Raw genomic sequence first — 16,275 nt, forward strand, 5'->3', positions numbered from 1 at the left:
TATTAACAAAGAAAGCCCAACAGCAATGTTGAGGCTTTCTTTGTTAGTAAATCTTTGAAAAAATTCTGTAGGAAATACTCACTTTAAACATATTAAGTACTCTTTTGGTTCTATTTTATAGAATATAAACTTCAATTTAATCAAATATATTAATTTATAGTTTCAGCCTACTATACACACATCGAAAGCAAACAAGCTTTTTAAACCAAGCGTAATAGAACATTTTATGCTTAACGTTAACTGAAAATAAGCGAGAAAATACTCATGGCTCAAATAGGCAAAACTATCCCAGAATTCAAAGCACAAGCATTCCATAATGGCGAGTTTGTTGAAGTAACGTCTGAAAGTGTTAAAGGTAAATGGTCAATCTTTTTGTTCTACCCAAGAGACTTCACTTTTGTTTGCCCCACTGAATTAGAAGATATGGCAAATCAGTATGAAGAACTACAAAAGCTAGGCGTTGAGGTTTATTCAGTATCGACAGATACACACTTCTCACACAAAGCATGGCACGACTCTTCAGAAGCCATTGGTAAAATTAAGTTTCCAATGCTTGGCGACCAAACAGGCATCATTACGCGTGGTTTTGATGTGATGATTGAAGAAGATCATATGGCACATCGTGGCACTTTTTTAGCTGACCCAGACGGTGTTATTCAAGTTGCACAAATTCATCTTTGGCGGCATCGGACGAAGTGCAAAAGAGATGGTACGTAACGTTAAAGCGGCACAATATGTTCGCGAAAACGATGGTGAAGTATGTCCGGCGGCTTGGGAACAAGGCGAAGCAACATTAACACCAAGTTTAGACCTAGTTGGAAAAATTTAAGCGCTAATTTATTAAGTAACCTCAGTTATTTACTTATTTGGGTGGGGGATGGTATTGATCCCCTGTTTTTACTCACTCATCTCAGTAATGCAATGCTAGATGGCGCAATGCTCGATGGCTCAATAACTTAATAGTTCAAAATGTCACTTTTCAGCACTTAATTATCTGAATAGAGAAGATTAGCGAAAATAATTAACTTGAATCAAAATAAATTGAAAAAACCAACTAAACTAAAATCAACTAAAGTTAACCACCTAAGTTAAACCAAGAAGGTATGAATCATGAGTAAGAAACTAACCACCGCAGCAGGTTGTCCTGTTGCCCATAACCAGAATGTTGAAACCGCAGGAAAACGTGGTCCTCAGTTATTACAAGATGTGTGGTTTTTAGAGAAACTAGCACATTTTGATCGTGAAGTAATCCCTGAGCGCCGCATGCATGCTAAAGGATCTGCAGCCTATGGCACATTCACCGTAACTCATGATATTACCAAATATACTAAAGCGAAAATATTTTCAGCCATTGGTAAAAAAACTGAATTATTTGCCCGCTTCTCTACCGTTGGCGGCGAACGTGGTGCTGCTGATGCAGAACGTGATATTCGTGGTTTTGCCTTAAAATTTTATACTGAAGAAGGTAACTGGGACTTAGTGGGTAATAACACGCCAGTATTCTTCTTACGTGACCCATTAAAATTCCCAGATTTAAATCATGCGGTAAAACGTGATCCCCGTACGAATATGCGTAGTGGTAAAAACAATTGGGATTTCTGGACATCATTACCTGAAGCATTACATCAAGTGACTGTGGTGATGAGTGACCGTGGTATTCCGGCAAGTTATCGCCATATGCATGGTTTTGGCAGTCACACCTTTAGTTTTATCAATAGTGATAATGAACGTTACTGGGTGAAATTTCACTTTGTTACACAACAGGGTATTAAAAACTTAACGGATGCCGAAGCCGAAGCGCTTGTTGGACGTGATCGTGAAAGTCATCAGCTTGATTTGTTAGAAAGTATTGATAATAAAGACTTTCCTAAATGGACCTTGAAAGTTCAAGTGATGCCAGAAAGTGAAGCGGCCACGGTACCTTATAATCCATTTGATTTAACCAAAGTATGGCCACATAAAGATTATCCACTCATTGAAGTGGGTGAGTTTGAGTTAAATCGTAATCCTGACAACTACTTTGCTGAAGTCGAACAAGCAGCATTTAATCCGGCAAATGTAGTACCAGGTATCAGTTTTTCTCCTGATAAAATGCTACAAGGTCGTTTATTTTCTTATGGGGATGCACAACGTTATCGTTTAGGTGTTAATCACCAACATATTCCAGTAAACGCCCCGCGCTGTCCTGTGCATAGCTATCATCGTGATGGCGCAATGCGAATGGATGGTAATTATGGCAGTACGTCGGGTTATGAACCCAATGATCAAGGCCAATGGGCAGAACAACCTGACTTTTCTGAGCCACCCTTAAACTTAGATGGTGCTGCAGCACATTGGGATCATCGTGAAGATGAAGATTACTTCTCTCAACCTGGTGACTTGTTCAGATTAATGACGCCAGAAAAGCAAGAATTACTGTTTGGTAATACGGCACGTAACTTAGACGGGGTACCAAAAGAAATTCAATTACGACACTTAAAGCACTGTTATAAAGCAGACCCTGCTTATGGTGAAGGTATAGGTAAATTACTTGGTATTGCAGTGAGCGAATTTAATACGTAGAGATTGTACCTATTTAACTTGAACAAGTGACAGCCATGGTAAATTCCTTTTATTGTAACTGTGCATAATAGAAGGATTTTACAAACCTTTCACTCATCAATCAGTTGGTGTGGCTGCTATTCACTGATAGATAGTTAACAGACCCTAGTGTATTTTCATTATAAAGTATTAATAAAAGCGAGTTATTCTACAGACTCGTTATAAGGCAGCCAATAGGTACCTTAAGTAACAAGAGAGTTGACTATGTGGGACACAGAATACGATAGAGAAGAATATGTTTATGGGAAATTACCGAATGATTTCCTTAAAAGTCATTACAAAGTCATACCAAAAGGCAAAGTGCTGTTGCTTGCTGAAGGTGAAGGAAGAAATGCAGTATTTCTTGCTAAATTAGGATACTCAGTAACTGCAGTAGACATATCAAGTGTAGGCTTAAAGAAAGCAGAAAAACTTGCTAAAGAAAATAACGTAATTATTGAAACCGTATGCGCTGATTTGGAAGTGTTTGATCTTGGAGAAAATAAATGGGACGGTATTGTTTCTATATATTGCCATTTACCGCTAACAATTAGGCAAGCTTTATATAAACGAATTGAACGGGCAATTAAGCCCTCGGGAGTTTTCTTACTAGAAGGTTACAGACCAGAACAGTTAGACTATAAAACGGGAGGGCCACCCGTAGCTTCAATGATGATTTCAAAAGAAACGTTAATAAAAGAACTCCCAAATTTTACATTTAGCCATCTAGAGACTCTTGAACGAGTCGTACATGAAGGAATTAATCACAATGGTTTAGGGGCAGTAATTCAAGCCATTGGAACTCTGAAATAGTCTCAAGACAATGCATTTCAAGTAGGGCTCTGTCGTTTACTTGGTTTTGCTTCGCGATACATTTTAGTAAACTATTTCTAGCCGCTTGTTGAAGCGTCATTATGCTGTTATTGTTGTTTTTATAAGCAAGGTGCGTAGCTGACTTATTAATTGACACTGACTTCAACTTTGAGCCAGTGATTAATATTTCGTCATCGAATGTAACTAATCACTCAAATAATTACAATAATGAAGAATCAATAAGGATGATGCAATGATTAAAAAATCTATTTTATCTGGCTGTATTTCTATCAGTTTATTAGCCGCGTTTACTGTAGCTGCAGTGCCAAGTGAGCAAACTAAGCTACTTGAAAGTGTCGAAAGTAAAGTCATTGAGTGGCGACGAGATTTTCATAAAAACCCTGAATTAAGCAATCGTGAAATTCGCACTGCCGGTATTGTTGCAAAACATTTAAAAAACCTTGGTTTGGAGGTAGAAACTGATATTGCCTATACTGGAGTTGTTGCCATTTTAAGGGGAGCAAAGTCTGGTCCAACGGTAATGCTACGTGCTGACATGGATGCATTACCTGTTACTGAAAAGGTAGACTTGCCTTTTAAATCAACAAAAAAAACTAACTATCGCGGTGTAGATGTTGGAATTATGCACGCTTGCGGTCACGATACACATGTCGCTATGTTAATGGGGGCAGCAGAAGTACTTGCCGGCATGAAAGAGCAGTTAAACGGTAATGTAATGTTTGTGTTTCAACCTGCAGAAGAAGGTGCCCCAGAAGGTGAAGAGGGCGGCGCAGAGCTTATGTTAAAACAAGGAATATTTAAGCGTTATAAACCTGATGTTGCTTTTGGTTTACATATAACGTCTCGCCTTGCTTCTGGTGTTATAGGTTATCGAAGTGGCCCATTTATGGCAAGTGCAGACAGATTTGAAATTACAGTACATGGTGAACAAACACATGGTTCTACGCCTTGGAATGGCGTAGACCCTATTGCTTCTGCAGCGCAGATTGTAAATGGTATTAACTTGATTGTTAGTCGTCAAATTAATATTACTAAAGAACCTGCTATTGTGTCTTTTGGTAAAATTTCGGGCGGTGTACGTAACAACATTATCCCAGATAAAGTTGAAATGGTCGGTACTATTCGCAATTTTGACATGGATAATCGACAACAGATCTTTGAAAAAATTAAAACAACGGCAACACATATAGCCTTATCATCAGGAGCAAAGGCAGAAGTTGATATATATAAAGGCTATCCCGTTACAGTGAACAACCCTGATTTAACTGCGCAAATGTTACCAAGTTTAGAGAAAGCCGCAGGAAAAGAGAATGTTACCGTTATGCCAAAGATTACAGGTGCGGAAGACTTCTCATTTTATGCGCTTGAAGTACCTGGTTTGTTTGTGTTTTTAGGCGGTACACCCCACGATAAAGATGCAAAAAAAGCAGCCAGTAATCACTCGCCTTACTTTTTTGCTGATGAGTCCTCATTTAAAACGGGCACAGCGACCTTAACGCAACTGACACTTGACTATATGGCACAAGCTAAATAACCTGCTGCTCGGCATTAAAAAATACTTGTAGAGCACTGTTTTCGTAAGCTTATCGTTAACTTTAGCTTTGCTTTTATAAAGAGTTGGCTGCAAGCCAACTCTTTAATTACACTGATGTATTTATATGATTAATGTTCGTGTTCTTCTTCTACGGCTATACCAAGCCATGCTGCGTTTCCTGGAGTGAAATTTAATTCAAAGCTGTTGACTACTTCGCCTTCGTGTAAATCAACGGCTGTGACTTGTTGTTCGTTAATAATATAAATCAAATCATCGGCTTTAGATGCAACGATTGAGGGGGTTGCATCTACGGCTAAGTTATCAAATACTTGAAATCGCTCTTCTAATTGCCAGTTATCTTCAGCAGGAAATACATTTAAGTAGCCTTTGCTATCAAGTATCAACAGGTGTTCATTATGGCCATCAAAACCATAGGTTACAGAGGTTAAATCATCTTCTGCTTGCCAGTTATACTGAGTGATATCTTGTGCCGCTAAATCAATTAGATAGAATTCAGAGGAAGCGGTGCCGATCATTATATTGCTTTCTGCACTACCAGTTAACGAGCCAATACGTACACCTTCAGCGAAACTTGTTGGATTAGAAATTTTGTACTCGCTAAAAACATTGCCTTGTTGCTCAATAGCTAAAACGCCATCGCTGCAACCAAAAGCTATATGCGTTTCATTTTGGAAACTGCCATGTAAAGCAGGGCATGTTGTTTCAAGGATTTGCTCTTGATGAAAGTGATCGTTATGTAATTCAAGTATTGCAATAGATTCTGGTAAACTACTTTCAGAGTCAGAGTCGCGTAATGTTGTTAAAACATAGTCGCCACGAATTTCTGCTGTACCGTGTAGATAAGTATCAAAATCATGATTGGCAACGGTTTGTTCTGCACTGATACTATCATCAGTTAATATACTTAAACTCGCGTTAACACCTGTATCTTTATTACCATCGAAAAATACTACGGTTTGGTCGCCACGCGGAACATAATGAGTGGGTTTAACATCAAATAAAGCAAAATTTGATAATACAGGATCATCATTGTGTTGGTCATAATGATCGCCATGTAGTTCTTGCCAAACGCCACCATCAACAAATTCAACAGTATCAAATGAACGTTGTACCGCTACAGCATAACGATTTTCTGGACTTGCGTATAAATATTCTGCAGGGTTAGTTAGCGTTATAGACTCAACTAAGTTGTTGTCTTCTAGATTAAAAATATGAACAACGGCTTGATCTGCCGCGGCAATAGCTAAACGCCCTTTCCCTACTTCTTCGCTATGATCATCTGTATCCTCTATTATTGTTGGCGGTAATTCGACAATGTTTGTTTCTGAATCTCCACAGCCTGTTAAAACAGTGGCGCAAACTAAAGCTAAGGTATTTAAAGTAAATTTTTTCATGTTATTCCTTTGTTAAATTATTGTATATCCAGGGATAGAATTAAAATGAGCCTCGAATGCCAATAGCAAAAGAACGGCCTGCTAATGGTGTTAAATCTTTTAAGAATGAGGTGTGCACTTGGGCGTATTCATCGGTTAAATTTTTACCTTTTAGATAAACAGCTAGGTCGTGTTGGCCTAAACTAAAATGGTAATTAACATTGGCATCAACCATCACGTAACCATCGGTTGAGCTTTCTAGTGCTGCGGTATGCGTTTGTTTGAAGTAATTATTAATAAATAAGTCAGCAGAAATTTTTTCTCCTTGATAACTAAATTCGGTGGCGATTCGTGCGGGTGGCGTGCGAGGTAAATCTCCCCCTGTATCTAAACTTGCTCGAATAATATCGCCTTGAATTTTCCATGAGAATTCGTCAGTTACTTGCCAAACAGCTTGCGCTTCAAAACCATATAGAGTGACATCTTGAGCTGTGAAAACAAATAAAGGTAATGTGATTTCTTCTTCCTCTTCCTCTGCGTGATCATGCTCATGTTCATGCTCACTAATGGCAGATAAACCAGTAGCTTGTTCGTAATAGTAGTCGTCTATTTGATTGTAAAAGGCATTAAGAATGAAGCCAAGATCACCTTTAAATTTACGCAAACTTAAATCAATATTGTTAGCAGTTTCCATTTTTAAATCTTGATTATTTAAACCAAAATAAGGTGTTTCTCCTTCAGGGTTTTGTAACGAAAATAGTGCACCTACTTCATATGACCCTGTACCAATATGAGGGCCAAAAGATAAGAGTTCAGAGGCAGAAGGGGCTCTTTGAGAATGTGATAAAGATAAGGCTAAGTTGTAGCTATCACTGAAATCCCACACTAAACCTGCAGAAAGGCTAACGGGTGTATATATATGTTCAACTTCAAAGTTACGCGTGATTGCGTCTGTAGCATGGTCGTGATCATGTTCATCATGTGAATCTTCAGCACTTAGTTCTGACAATAATTCAATCTCAGGTAAGCGCACTGTTGCTGCAGTAATTTCGGTACGCTCAATACGGGCACCAAGTTGTATTAATACTTCGCCAAAATGACGTTCTTCCATTAACGCTAATGCTATTGAGTCTGTTTTTGATGGCGGTGTAAATGCCTCTTCGCCAACGGCAGTAAAGTCACTTGATTTATAATGAAGACTTAATCCACCACGCCAATTCCAAATATTTTGATGTAATATTTCAGTACGTGCTTCTATGGTTTCATTGTTGAATGTGGTGCCAACAACACCCACTTCTAATTCACTATGTTGATAATCCGTGTAAGCAAATTTGGTATTAACTGATTTGATATACTGATTGTTAATATCTAACTCACTTAACAACTGCCAACGTTCTTGTTTTAAATCGGATAGTACTTCGATTGTTTCATCACCATGGCTATGACCTGGAATACCGTATTCTTGATCTAACGTTTGATAAGACAGACCAACAAAGCCATTGTCGAGTAAATAGCTTGTACCTAAAGTAAAGCCACTTGATTCAGCCGCTGAATTTTCTACTTCGTCGATGCCATTTTTTTCAGGTATTTGGTAGTTTTCACTATCACGGTAAAAAGCATCAGCATGTACTGCAATTTTGCCTACACCTCCATTAACTGAGCCTGATGCTAAGGTTTGTTCATTATTACTGTTGTGCTCAACTAACCATTCGCCTTTAGTATCTGTGCTACGAGGTACTCTTTCATCAACTAGGTTAACTACACCACCAATGGCGCCACTACCGTAAAATAATGTAGTGGGTCCGCGTAAAACTTCAATACGCTCTGTTGTGGATGTTTCAGTAGATACCGCATGATCAGGACCGATACGTGATGCGTCACCCGCATCTAAACCATTTTGAGTCACCAACACGCGTGGCCCATCTAACCCTCGAATAATTGGCGTGCCGCCTACGCCACCATGAAAATTACTGTGTACGCCAACTTCTTTACTTAGGCTATCACCTAAGGTGTTTTCTTGACGCATGCGTAAATTTTCACCGTGCAATACCGTAATAGGTAGAGCTGATTCAATGTTCGAGCTATGAAAAGGTGTCGCATGAACATCTATAATTTCTAACGCTGATTTATCAAGAGATACGGTTAATTCAGCACCAGTATTTTTGCTAACACTCACGTCAACATTACTATGAACAAAATTATCTGCAACAATATGCAGTTCATAACGTCCTGGTTTTGCTTCTAGGGTGAATAGTCCACTTTCATTGGTGGTAGAGGTATGATTCGTTCCCATTATTTTTACTGTAGCGCCAGAAATACTCCCTCCTTGATTGTTTTTAATGATGCCTTGAATTTGTTCAGCATTTAATTCTGCGCTTGCTGAAACAGCCAGTAGTAAGCTGATAATTTTGGATAGATTATTCATGATTCCTCTTATGTTATTGTTATGTTATAACAGTTTTTGGCAATGTTATGTTATAATGTAACACTACGCAAGGCGTTTTTAACAATGAAGACATTTTTGTAATATGAAGCGATAATGTTTGTAAAAGTATATTTTTTAGTTCCTAATTAAATGATTCTTAATATTAAATGTAGTTAATATAGTGGCTTAAACTATTGTGGTAAGTAAGTTGATATATGCGTGAAACAGAGAGTTATAATCAAAAACTATATTTATTTTTGGTGTGAGGGGGGTTATCAATATAACAATTAATTGGTTATTATGTTTTTTTTGTGATATTGAAACAATTCTGGGTAAGTGGGTTGAAGTTTTTATTATTGAATCTGAAGAGTAAACATAATTTAATAATAGCTTGTTTAACTGCTTAATAATTGTTAGAAATTGTGTTTCTAAACTACGATTTTAGCTATATGTTAAACCGTAGTTATCGGACTGGCTTAGCCACACAAATTGTTGGTATTCATTACCTTCTGAAGCTTTAATTTATTATCTATTAAAATTATATTTTTAAACTGTTAGGCCGATTAAATAATTTCTTTCCTTCAGTTAATAAATGTTGAACGGCAGGGTGTTTCACCTTTCGTTCGGGCGATATTAAATAATAATGTTCACTTATTTCCGTTGTTTTTCCGATAATTTCGACATCAAATTGTTCTGTTACATAGTTTTCAATAATGGTGGGGGCGCAAAAAACACCATAGCCTGACTCGCCGAAATACATAGTTAACATTGAATCGTCAAGTTCACCTATTATTTTGGGGGATATATTCAGTTCATTAAACCAAGAGATAACACTTAGGTGCTGATTTGATCCTTTGACTGTAAAAAATGGCTTGCCGTCAAGCGAGTAAGGAAAGTTAACCGTGAGAGATTTAGCGAGATCTTTATGAGCAAAAAAAGTAATACCGCATTTACCTACAAGGTGGCTATATGCTTTTAAAGGAGATCCTGTTGGCAATGAGGTGTCACTTAACACTGCATCCAGTTTATTCACCGCTAATTCACCAAAAAGTACGTCTAAGCTTGTTTCTTTGCACACTAACTTAATAGAGTCGTCCATTGTGTAGATGGTTTTTAATAAATTAAATGAAAACACTTTGGCGATAACATCTGTGACGCCAATAGAGAAGCGAAAAGAAAAATCAGTTGAATGATTTTTCAATGAATGAATCAATTCATCACCTAAGCTGAAAATTTCTTGTGCATAACTTAGCGTTATGTGCCCCATATCATTTAGCACTAAACGTTTACCTTTTCGAACAAATAGACTATACCCTAGTTGTTCTTCTAACAAATTTAACTGAGCACTCAACGTTTGCGGCGTAATATGCAAGACTTTGGATGCTTGAGCTATACTGCCATGTGTTGCTATGGCATGAAAATATTGTAAGTGATGGTAATTAAGTTTTGCCATGTAACCTCCTAAATTTTTTTGATGAACTAATCTTTATCATTCTACCTTACTTATCAACTTTTTGTTGATATGTAATCAACTAAAATCGACTTTTATTGCTATGGATAATTAGCTATAAATATAGAAATTACCTGAAAGGAGTTAATATGCCGACTAATAAATTTACGTTAATGTTTGTCGCTTTCTTGGGTGTTCAATTGTTATCAGTACCATCGGCTAAGGCTCTGGAAGTACTTACGGCTAAAGAACTTGCATCACATTGTGCACTCATGGTTAATGAGACAGAAGGTGTTGACGGGCAATATTGTGTTCGCTATATCCAAGGTTTTATTGATGGTGCAATAGCGACTGATGCCCGAGTGATGTTAAATGCCGAAAGTGCTATTGCAGGTGAGGAAACATTCACTGAACGCGCAATTCGTACTCGTATGCCAAATAGAATCGATCGTTCTAGAGCTGCCGGCTTAGCAGGTTTTTGTCTGGGTGATCCCCTGCCATTACGAGAAGTAGTGAACGTTGTTGTTGCCGATTTGGCTGCTCAACAAATTAAATTAGACAACCGCGATAAAGATGAACCGGCTATGGAGGTTGTCTATAAGTCGTTGATGAAAAATTATCCCTGTAAAGAATGAACCTAATGCAAACTAGTTATGTGCTGCAGAGCGGCAAAGCAAAAATATCTTCTATATTACTTTTATTATTGGTTCTTGCACTTTCCTGGCTACTTTGGTCGGGATTGTACAAACCACTGCTTTTAGGTTTGGGTGCTTTTTCTTGTGTACTTAGCGCTTATTTGGCGCATCGCATGGGGTTTTTTCGTCATCATAAGGCGATGCTTAGACTCATACCGCGTTTACCAAGATATTGGCTGTGGTTACTACGAGAAATTACGATTTCGAGTATTGATGTGGCTAAATTGATCCTAAAACCTTCTCTTTCTATAAGTCCTACAGTGGTTGAGCTTAAAGCAGAAACTAAAACAGATGTGGGCCATGTAATTTTGGGAAATTCAATTACTTTGTCTCCAGGTTCAGTCACTTTGGATTTACATAAAGGAAAATTACTCGTTCATTGTCTGACGGCTGAAAGTGCACAGGAATTACTAAAAGGTGAGGCTAATCGACGAGCTGCTGCTCTGGAGCATAAATAAAAATGTATATAGTTGTTTCTATTGCTATTTTAATAACCATGGTTTTGGCGTTAGTGCGAGCGCTAATGGGGCCAAGTGCATACGACCGCGTATTAGCCGTGAACGTATTCGGCACTAAAACTGTTTTATTATTGTCAGTGATTGCCTTTCTTTATGGCCGACCTGATTTTCTCGATCTTGCCCTAGCATACGCCTTAGTTAATATGGTTGGTGTGCTTGCTGTTTTAGAATATTTTCAAAACCGGGTTAGGAAAAAGTCGGAGGCTCAAGATGATTGATCTCGTACTCGATATTCTAAGTTGGATACTACTGTTACTTGGTGGTGCTTGCGTGTTAATTGGTGGTATTGGTGGACTACGATTACCAAATTTTTATGCCAGAATTCACGCGGCAAGCCTTACTGATTCTATGGGTAACATTTTAATTTTTTCTGGCATCATGCTACAGGTGGTCTGTCGTTGGCGACGTTAAAGCTGTTCGCTATCATGGTTTTTCTGCTGTTAACAGGACCTACTTCTACCTATGCGTTAGCCAATGCTGCACTCTTATCTGGACTCAAACCTGACGTTGGATCCGCTAGTGATGAACCAAAGGAACATAAGTAAACATGATATTTATCTTTGCGGTTTTTTTACTCTCTTTACTTGTCATTACTGCCATTGCTATTGTGCGCGCTAAAAACTTATTTGTTGCCGTAATGTTAACGTCAATATTTAGTTTATTAATGGCGGCTAATTTTTTCATATTAGATGCAGCTGATGTCGCATTAACAGAAGCGGCCGTTGTTGGAATAACCACGGTAATTTTCCTTTGTGCTTTATCTTTAACTGATGATCGAGAAAAACCTCGTGAAGGAAGTCGTTGGGTTGCTTTTTGTACTGTTGGTGTTTTAGCTTTGTTAATTATTTACGCCACCTTTGACAAACCTCGCCTTGGTGACCCTGATGCTCCAGTACATCAACATGTGGCTCCTTGGTATCTAGAAAAAACTCCAGAATATATAGATATTCCCAATGTGGTTACGGCAATTCTTGGTAGCTTTCGTGGCTACGACACACTTGGCGAAGTGTTTGTTGTGTTCGCAGCGTGTATCGGTGTTTTATTTATATTGAGTGTAAAGCCCACAAGAAAAACTGAACAAGTGATTAAAAAAGAGAGTGGTCTACGTCATCACTTGATACCTCAAGTGGTTGGTCGGCTACTGATACCATTTATCGTGCTTTTTGGTCTCTATGTACAGTTTCATGGTGAATATGGCCCCGGTGGTGGGTTTCAGGCCGGTGCCATTATTGCTACAGGCGTGATTCTTTACGCCTTACTGGAAGGAGAATCTTCTGCTTTACGAGCAATACCTCGTTCGGTGTTACTCGGCATGGTTGTCGGGGGAGCACTTTTATATGGTGGTGTAGGAGTCGCTTGCATGTTAATGGGAGGTGCTTTTTTAGATTATTCTGTCTTGGCTACAGACCCTGTAGTTGGGCAACAGTTAGGTATTTTATTTATTGAGGCCGGTGTTGGTATGGCTGTTTGCGGTGCTTTGCTGTCAATTTACCATGCGTTTGCCGCCCGTGAGAATTTTTCATGAAACTATTGGAACTGTTGGGTTATTTCAATTATTGGGTGTTCGCGATTATTTTAACTGTGGGCTTGTATGCGGTTATAAGTAAAACAAATCTGATCAAAAAATTAATCGGGTTATCTATTTTTCAATCGGCTGTGTTCCTTATGTATATCACCATGGATAAAGTGGAAGGCGGAACGGCCCCTATTATAAAAGCAGGTGTCGATGATCAAGTATTTTCTAATCCTGTACCGCAGGTACTGATATTAACAGCCATCGTTGTGGGAGTATCTACCTTAGCATTAGGCTTAGCACTCGTGGTCCGTATCAATGAGTGTTATGGCACAATCGAAGAAAACGAAATTTTGGACGCTGACTAACGATTATGGATTTATTAGCACACCTTCCCGTATTACAAGTTGTAGTGCCGATGTTATCGGCACCCATCATTGTTATGTTACAACCTCGTGGCCTGGCATGGGGCCGGCGCTACAGCTACAGCACTGGTTAGTTTTGCTATTGCGGTGACACTTACCTTAGCTGTACTAGACGGTCAAGCTATCGAGTATGCAGTTGGCGGTTGGCCTGCACCTTTTGGTATCACGCTGATGGTTGATGCTTTTAGCGCGCTGATGTTATTAGTAGTAACAGGCGCGAGTGCTGCCGCATTGATTGCGGCTAAACCCAGTATTGATCAGCAAATTGAATCTGCACGTCAGCCGCTGTTTTACTCAGCTTGGCTTTTGGCGTTGTCGGGGCCGGTAGGGATAGTCGTTGCCGCTGATGCCTTTAATATTTTTGTCTTTATGGAAATTTCGTCACTGGCAAGTTATATATTGATCGCGGGTGGCCCTGATCGTCGTGCACTGCCTGCCGTATTCAAATATTTGATGATGGGGACTATTGGCGCAACGTTTTATTTAATTGGTGTTGGGTTAATCTACATGATGACAGGCACCCTGAACCTAGCAGATATAAACGCGCGTATTGGTGACGTTAGTGATATAAACCCGTTACTTGTTGCTGCCGGTTTTATTACTGTTGGGTTAGCACTTAAAGCGGCTGTGTTCCCACTACATGTATGGGTACCAAACGCTTATACGCATGCGCCACACATGGTGACCGCGTTTTTGGCTGCCTGCGCGACAAAAGTTGCATTGTATGTATTAATTCGCTTCGATTATATGATATTTCAAGGCAATCTTATTGATCACGTGGTGCAGTTTTCGATGTTTGCAATGCCGTTAGCCATTTTAGGGATACTCGTTGCTTCAGCAGTCGCTATGTTTGAAGGGCATCTTAAAAGATTACTTGCTTCATCTTCTATTGCTCAAATCGGTTATATTTTGCTCGGTGCTAGTTTTGTAAGCGTTCTTTCGGCCTTAGTAGTAGTGCTATGCATTTGTTTAATCATGCCTTGGCAAAAGGGGGTTTATTTCTTGGTGTTGCCTGTATAGCCTATCATTATCGTGATTTACGTTTAAGCGGTACTGGGCGGTGCTTCTACCCGCATGCCTTGGACGTGTGCAGCCATTGTTGTTTGTGGTTTAAGCTTAATTGGCGTGCCAGGTACCGCAGGATTTATCAGTAAGTGGTTACTGATTAATGCAGCATTGCAAAGCGGAACTTGGGGTCGGGTATTGGTGGCCATTATTCTTGTTAGTTCATTGATGGCGGTGGTTTACATTTGGCGAATTGTTGAAGCCCTTTATTTTCAAGAGCCAATTGAAGGAGAAACTCAGTTATCTGAGGCGCCCATACAATTGTTATTAGTGACGGGGGCTGTGGCTATCTTAAATATTTACTTTGGCCTGTTTCCTCACGTGCCATTAGCACTCGCTGATAGTGCTGCGGTATTGCTTCTGGAGGGCGCATTATGACACCAGAAACTGCTATATTAGCAGCTATACTCCTGCCGCTTATTGGCGCGTTAGTCATCGCCCTTGCCGGACGTGTTGGACCGAATATTCGTGAAGCAGCCACGGCTGTTACGTCAATTTCCTTGATCTTTGTAGTTTGGGGATTACTTCCTGTTATTATGGATGGAGGACGCCCTTCGATAGAGGTTAGTCAGGTGATGCCTGGGCTAAGCATTGCCTTTACGGTTGAACCTTTAGGTATGTTGTTTGCTGCATTAGCTTCTGGTTTATGGCTGATTAATTCACTCTATTCAGTGGGTTATATGCGTGGTAATAAAGAGAAAAATCAAACCCGATTTTTCGCCTGCTTTGCTTTAGCGCTCTCTGCTACCATGGGGATCGCCTTTGCCGGCAACTTGTTTACGTTGTTTTTATTTTATGAATTATTAACCCTTTCTACTTACCCTTTAGTTGCGCACAAAGGCGATGCCGCCACAGTACGTTCTGCAAGGGTTTACTTGGGTGTTTTGATCAGCACGTCTATTGCATTGTTTTTACCTGCAATAATCTGGACTTACAGTGTTGCAGGCACCGGTGACTTTACTCATGGCGGTATTCTCGCCGACAAATTGAATGATCCAGAGGTAGGATTATTACTTGGCTTATTTGCCTTTGGTATAGGTAAGGCTGCAGTAATGCCTATGCACAAGTGGTTACCTGCAGCTATGGTGGCTCCGACACCTGTAAGTGCTTTGCTTCACGCTGTTGCGGTAGTTAAAGTCGGTGTATTTGCTATCACTAAAATTATTATTTATATATTCGGTATTGAATTTTTGTTTGATGCTTCTAGTTCTCAATGGCTACTGTACGCCGCAGCGTTTACTATTATTGCTGCAAGTGTGGTTGCATTACGACAAACTAATATTAAGCGACTTTTGGCGTATTCTACTATTGCCCAACTTTCCTATGTTGTCATGGCGGCTGCAATTTTTAAACCTTTAGCTGAGCTTGGCGCCTCGCTACACATGGTTGCTCATGCGTTTGGTAAAATAACTTTGTTCTTTGCCGCAGGCGCTATTTATGTTGCATCGAAAAAAACTGAAATCGCTCAATTACGAGGCATTGGACGGCGTATGCCATGGACCATGGCGGCGTTTACCATTGGTGCTCTGAGTATGATAGGTATGCCACCAACCGCAGGTTTTGTTTCCAAATGGTATATTTTGGCCGGCGCATTTGAAGCCAATAATTTTGTGGCTATGTTTACCATTATTGGCAGTACTGTACTTAACGCCGCTTACTTTTTACCTATTTTATACATGGTTTGGTTTGAGCGAGAAAAAGAAGGTGGAAAAGAACATGGTGAAGCACCACTGTTAGCTGTGATAGCACTGTGTATTACCGCGCTGTTAACACTCGGCTTCTTCTTGTTTAATGCACCGGTTATTGAGCCGGAAAGCCAGATAGTTAAGGGGTTTGGATAAT

At 39.5% G+C, this 16,275-nt stretch carries 12 protein-coding genes and 3 pseudogenes; 12 read left to right on the plus strand and 3 right to left on the minus strand.

All coding sequences use genetic code 11. The annotated features are described in order from the left end of the window. Window positions 1-264 precede the first annotated feature (264 nt). The 4 genes and pseudogenes from ahpC to L3081_RS04300 all read left to right on the plus strand — a co-directional run bounded on the left by ahpC (window position 265) and on the right by L3081_RS04300 (window position 4,948). Window positions 265-829, plus strand: a pseudogene (ahpC, locus tag L3081_RS04285) (alkyl hydroperoxide reductase subunit C). A 281-nt stretch (window positions 830-1,110) separates the two neighbouring features. Continuing rightward, the gene (gene katE2, locus L3081_RS04290; RefSeq protein WP_242283733.1) at window positions 1,111-2,562 is read left to right on the plus strand and encodes a catalase KatE2; all 1,452 of its coding nucleotides are present in this window, start codon (window positions 1,111-1,113) and stop codon (window positions 2,560-2,562) included. Between the two features lie 243 nt (window positions 2,563-2,805). Next, on the plus strand, window positions 2,806-3,393 hold the full coding sequence (locus tag L3081_RS04295) for a class I SAM-dependent methyltransferase (protein WP_242283734.1): 588 nt from the start codon (window positions 2,806-2,808) through the stop codon (window positions 3,391-3,393). 256 nt (window positions 3,394-3,649) lie between these two features. Beyond that, the gene (locus tag L3081_RS04300; protein ID WP_242285541.1) at window positions 3,650-4,948 is read left to right on the plus strand and encodes an amidohydrolase; all 1,299 of its coding nucleotides are present in this window, start codon (window positions 3,650-3,652) and stop codon (window positions 4,946-4,948) included. 128 nt (window positions 4,949-5,076) lie between these two features. On the opposite strand, the gene L3081_RS04305 is transcribed toward L3081_RS04300, so the two are convergent. The 3 genes from L3081_RS04305 to L3081_RS04315 form a co-directional block, all read right to left on the minus strand. Beyond that, window positions 5,077-6,363, minus strand: coding sequence for a hypothetical protein (locus L3081_RS04305; protein ID WP_242283736.1), 1,287 nt, complete (start codon window positions 6,361-6,363; stop codon window positions 5,077-5,079). Between the two features lie 40 nt (window positions 6,364-6,403). Next, complete coding sequence (locus tag L3081_RS04310; RefSeq protein ID WP_242283737.1) at window positions 6,404-8,767, minus strand: TonB-dependent receptor; 2,364 nt, start codon at window positions 8,765-8,767, stop codon at window positions 6,404-6,406. A 538-nt stretch (window positions 8,768-9,305) separates the two neighbouring features. Continuing rightward, entirely contained in the window at window positions 9,306-10,220 is a 915-nt protein-coding gene (locus L3081_RS04315) for a LysR family transcriptional regulator (protein WP_242283739.1), read from the minus strand. 146 nt (window positions 10,221-10,366) lie between these two features. Here L3081_RS04315 and L3081_RS04320 point away from each other — a divergent pair, with 146 nt between their 5' ends. From L3081_RS04320 to L3081_RS04355, 8 genes and pseudogenes are all read left to right on the plus strand, one after another. After that, window positions 10,367-10,852 (plus strand): Rap1a/Tai family immunity protein, encoded by a 486-nt coding sequence (locus tag L3081_RS04320; protein ID WP_242283740.1) that lies wholly within the window; start codon window positions 10,367-10,369, stop codon window positions 10,850-10,852. Next, window positions 10,849-11,370, plus strand: a complete 522-nt coding sequence (locus L3081_RS04325; protein WP_242283741.1) for a Na+/H+ antiporter subunit E — start codon at window positions 10,849-10,851, stop codon at window positions 11,368-11,370. The genes L3081_RS04320 and L3081_RS04325 overlap by 4 nt, the downstream gene beginning before the upstream one ends. Before the next feature lie 2 nt (window positions 11,371-11,372). After that, entirely contained in the window at window positions 11,373-11,648 is a 276-nt protein-coding gene (locus L3081_RS04330) for an MrpF/PhaF family protein (RefSeq protein WP_242283743.1), read from the plus strand. Next, window positions 11,641-11,975: pseudogene (mnhG, locus tag L3081_RS29335) on the plus strand (monovalent cation/H(+) antiporter subunit G). Before L3081_RS04330 ends, mnhG begins: the two are co-directional and overlap by 8 nt. Window positions 11,976-11,977: 2 nt before the next feature. Then, complete coding sequence (locus tag L3081_RS04340) at window positions 11,978-12,955, plus strand: DUF4040 domain-containing protein (RefSeq protein WP_242283745.1); 978 nt, start codon at window positions 11,978-11,980, stop codon at window positions 12,953-12,955. Continuing rightward, window positions 12,952-13,311 (plus strand): cation:proton antiporter subunit C, encoded by a 360-nt coding sequence (locus L3081_RS04345; protein ID WP_242283747.1) that lies wholly within the window; start codon window positions 12,952-12,954, stop codon window positions 13,309-13,311. The genes L3081_RS04340 and L3081_RS04345 overlap by 4 nt, the downstream gene beginning before the upstream one ends. 426 nt (window positions 13,312-13,737) lie before the next feature. Next, window positions 13,738-14,811 (plus strand): annotated as a pseudogene (locus L3081_RS04350) (proton-conducting transporter transmembrane domain-containing protein). Continuing rightward, entirely contained in the window at window positions 14,808-16,274 is a 1,467-nt protein-coding gene (locus L3081_RS04355; RefSeq protein WP_242283749.1) for a monovalent cation/H+ antiporter subunit D family protein, read from the plus strand. The pseudogene L3081_RS04350 and the gene L3081_RS04355 overlap by 4 nt, the downstream one beginning before the upstream one ends. The last annotated feature ends 1 nt before the right edge of the window (window position 16,275 follow it).

The organism is Colwellia maritima (assembly GCF_022669015.1).
GTDB classification, from domain to species: Bacteria; Pseudomonadota; Gammaproteobacteria; order Enterobacterales; family Alteromonadaceae; genus Colwellia; species Colwellia maritima.

Bases quoted from the DNA above. Each gene is read 5' to 3' on its own strand.
- L3081_RS04330 (WP_242283743.1), top strand. From the start codon at position 11,373: ATGTATATAGTTGTTTCTATTGCTATTTTAATAACCATGGTTTTGGCG.
- katE2 (WP_242283733.1), top strand. From the start codon at position 1,111: ATGAGTAAGAAACTAACCACCGCAGCAGGTTGTCCTGTTGCCCATAAC.
- L3081_RS04340 (WP_242283745.1), top strand. From the start codon at position 11,978: ATGATATTTATCTTTGCGGTTTTTTTACTCTCTTTACTTGTCATTACT.
- L3081_RS04305 (WP_242283736.1), bottom strand. From the start codon at position 6,363: ATGAAAAAATTTACTTTAAATACCTTAGCTTTAGTTTGCGCCACTGTT.
- L3081_RS04345 (WP_242283747.1), top strand. From the start codon at position 12,952: ATGAAACTATTGGAACTGTTGGGTTATTTCAATTATTGGGTGTTCGCG.
- L3081_RS04320 (WP_242283740.1), top strand. From the start codon at position 10,367: ATGCCGACTAATAAATTTACGTTAATGTTTGTCGCTTTCTTGGGTGTT.
- L3081_RS04315 (WP_242283739.1), bottom strand. From the start codon at position 10,220: ATGGCAAAACTTAATTACCATCACTTACAATATTTTCATGCCATAGCA.
- L3081_RS04295 (WP_242283734.1), top strand. From the start codon at position 2,806: ATGTGGGACACAGAATACGATAGAGAAGAATATGTTTATGGGAAATTA.
- L3081_RS04325 (WP_242283741.1), top strand. From the start codon at position 10,849: ATGAACCTAATGCAAACTAGTTATGTGCTGCAGAGCGGCAAAGCAAAA.
- L3081_RS04310 (WP_242283737.1), bottom strand. From the start codon at position 8,767: ATGAATAATCTATCCAAAATTATCAGCTTACTACTGGCTGTTTCAGCA.
- L3081_RS04355 (WP_242283749.1), top strand. From the start codon at position 14,808: ATGACACCAGAAACTGCTATATTAGCAGCTATACTCCTGCCGCTTATT.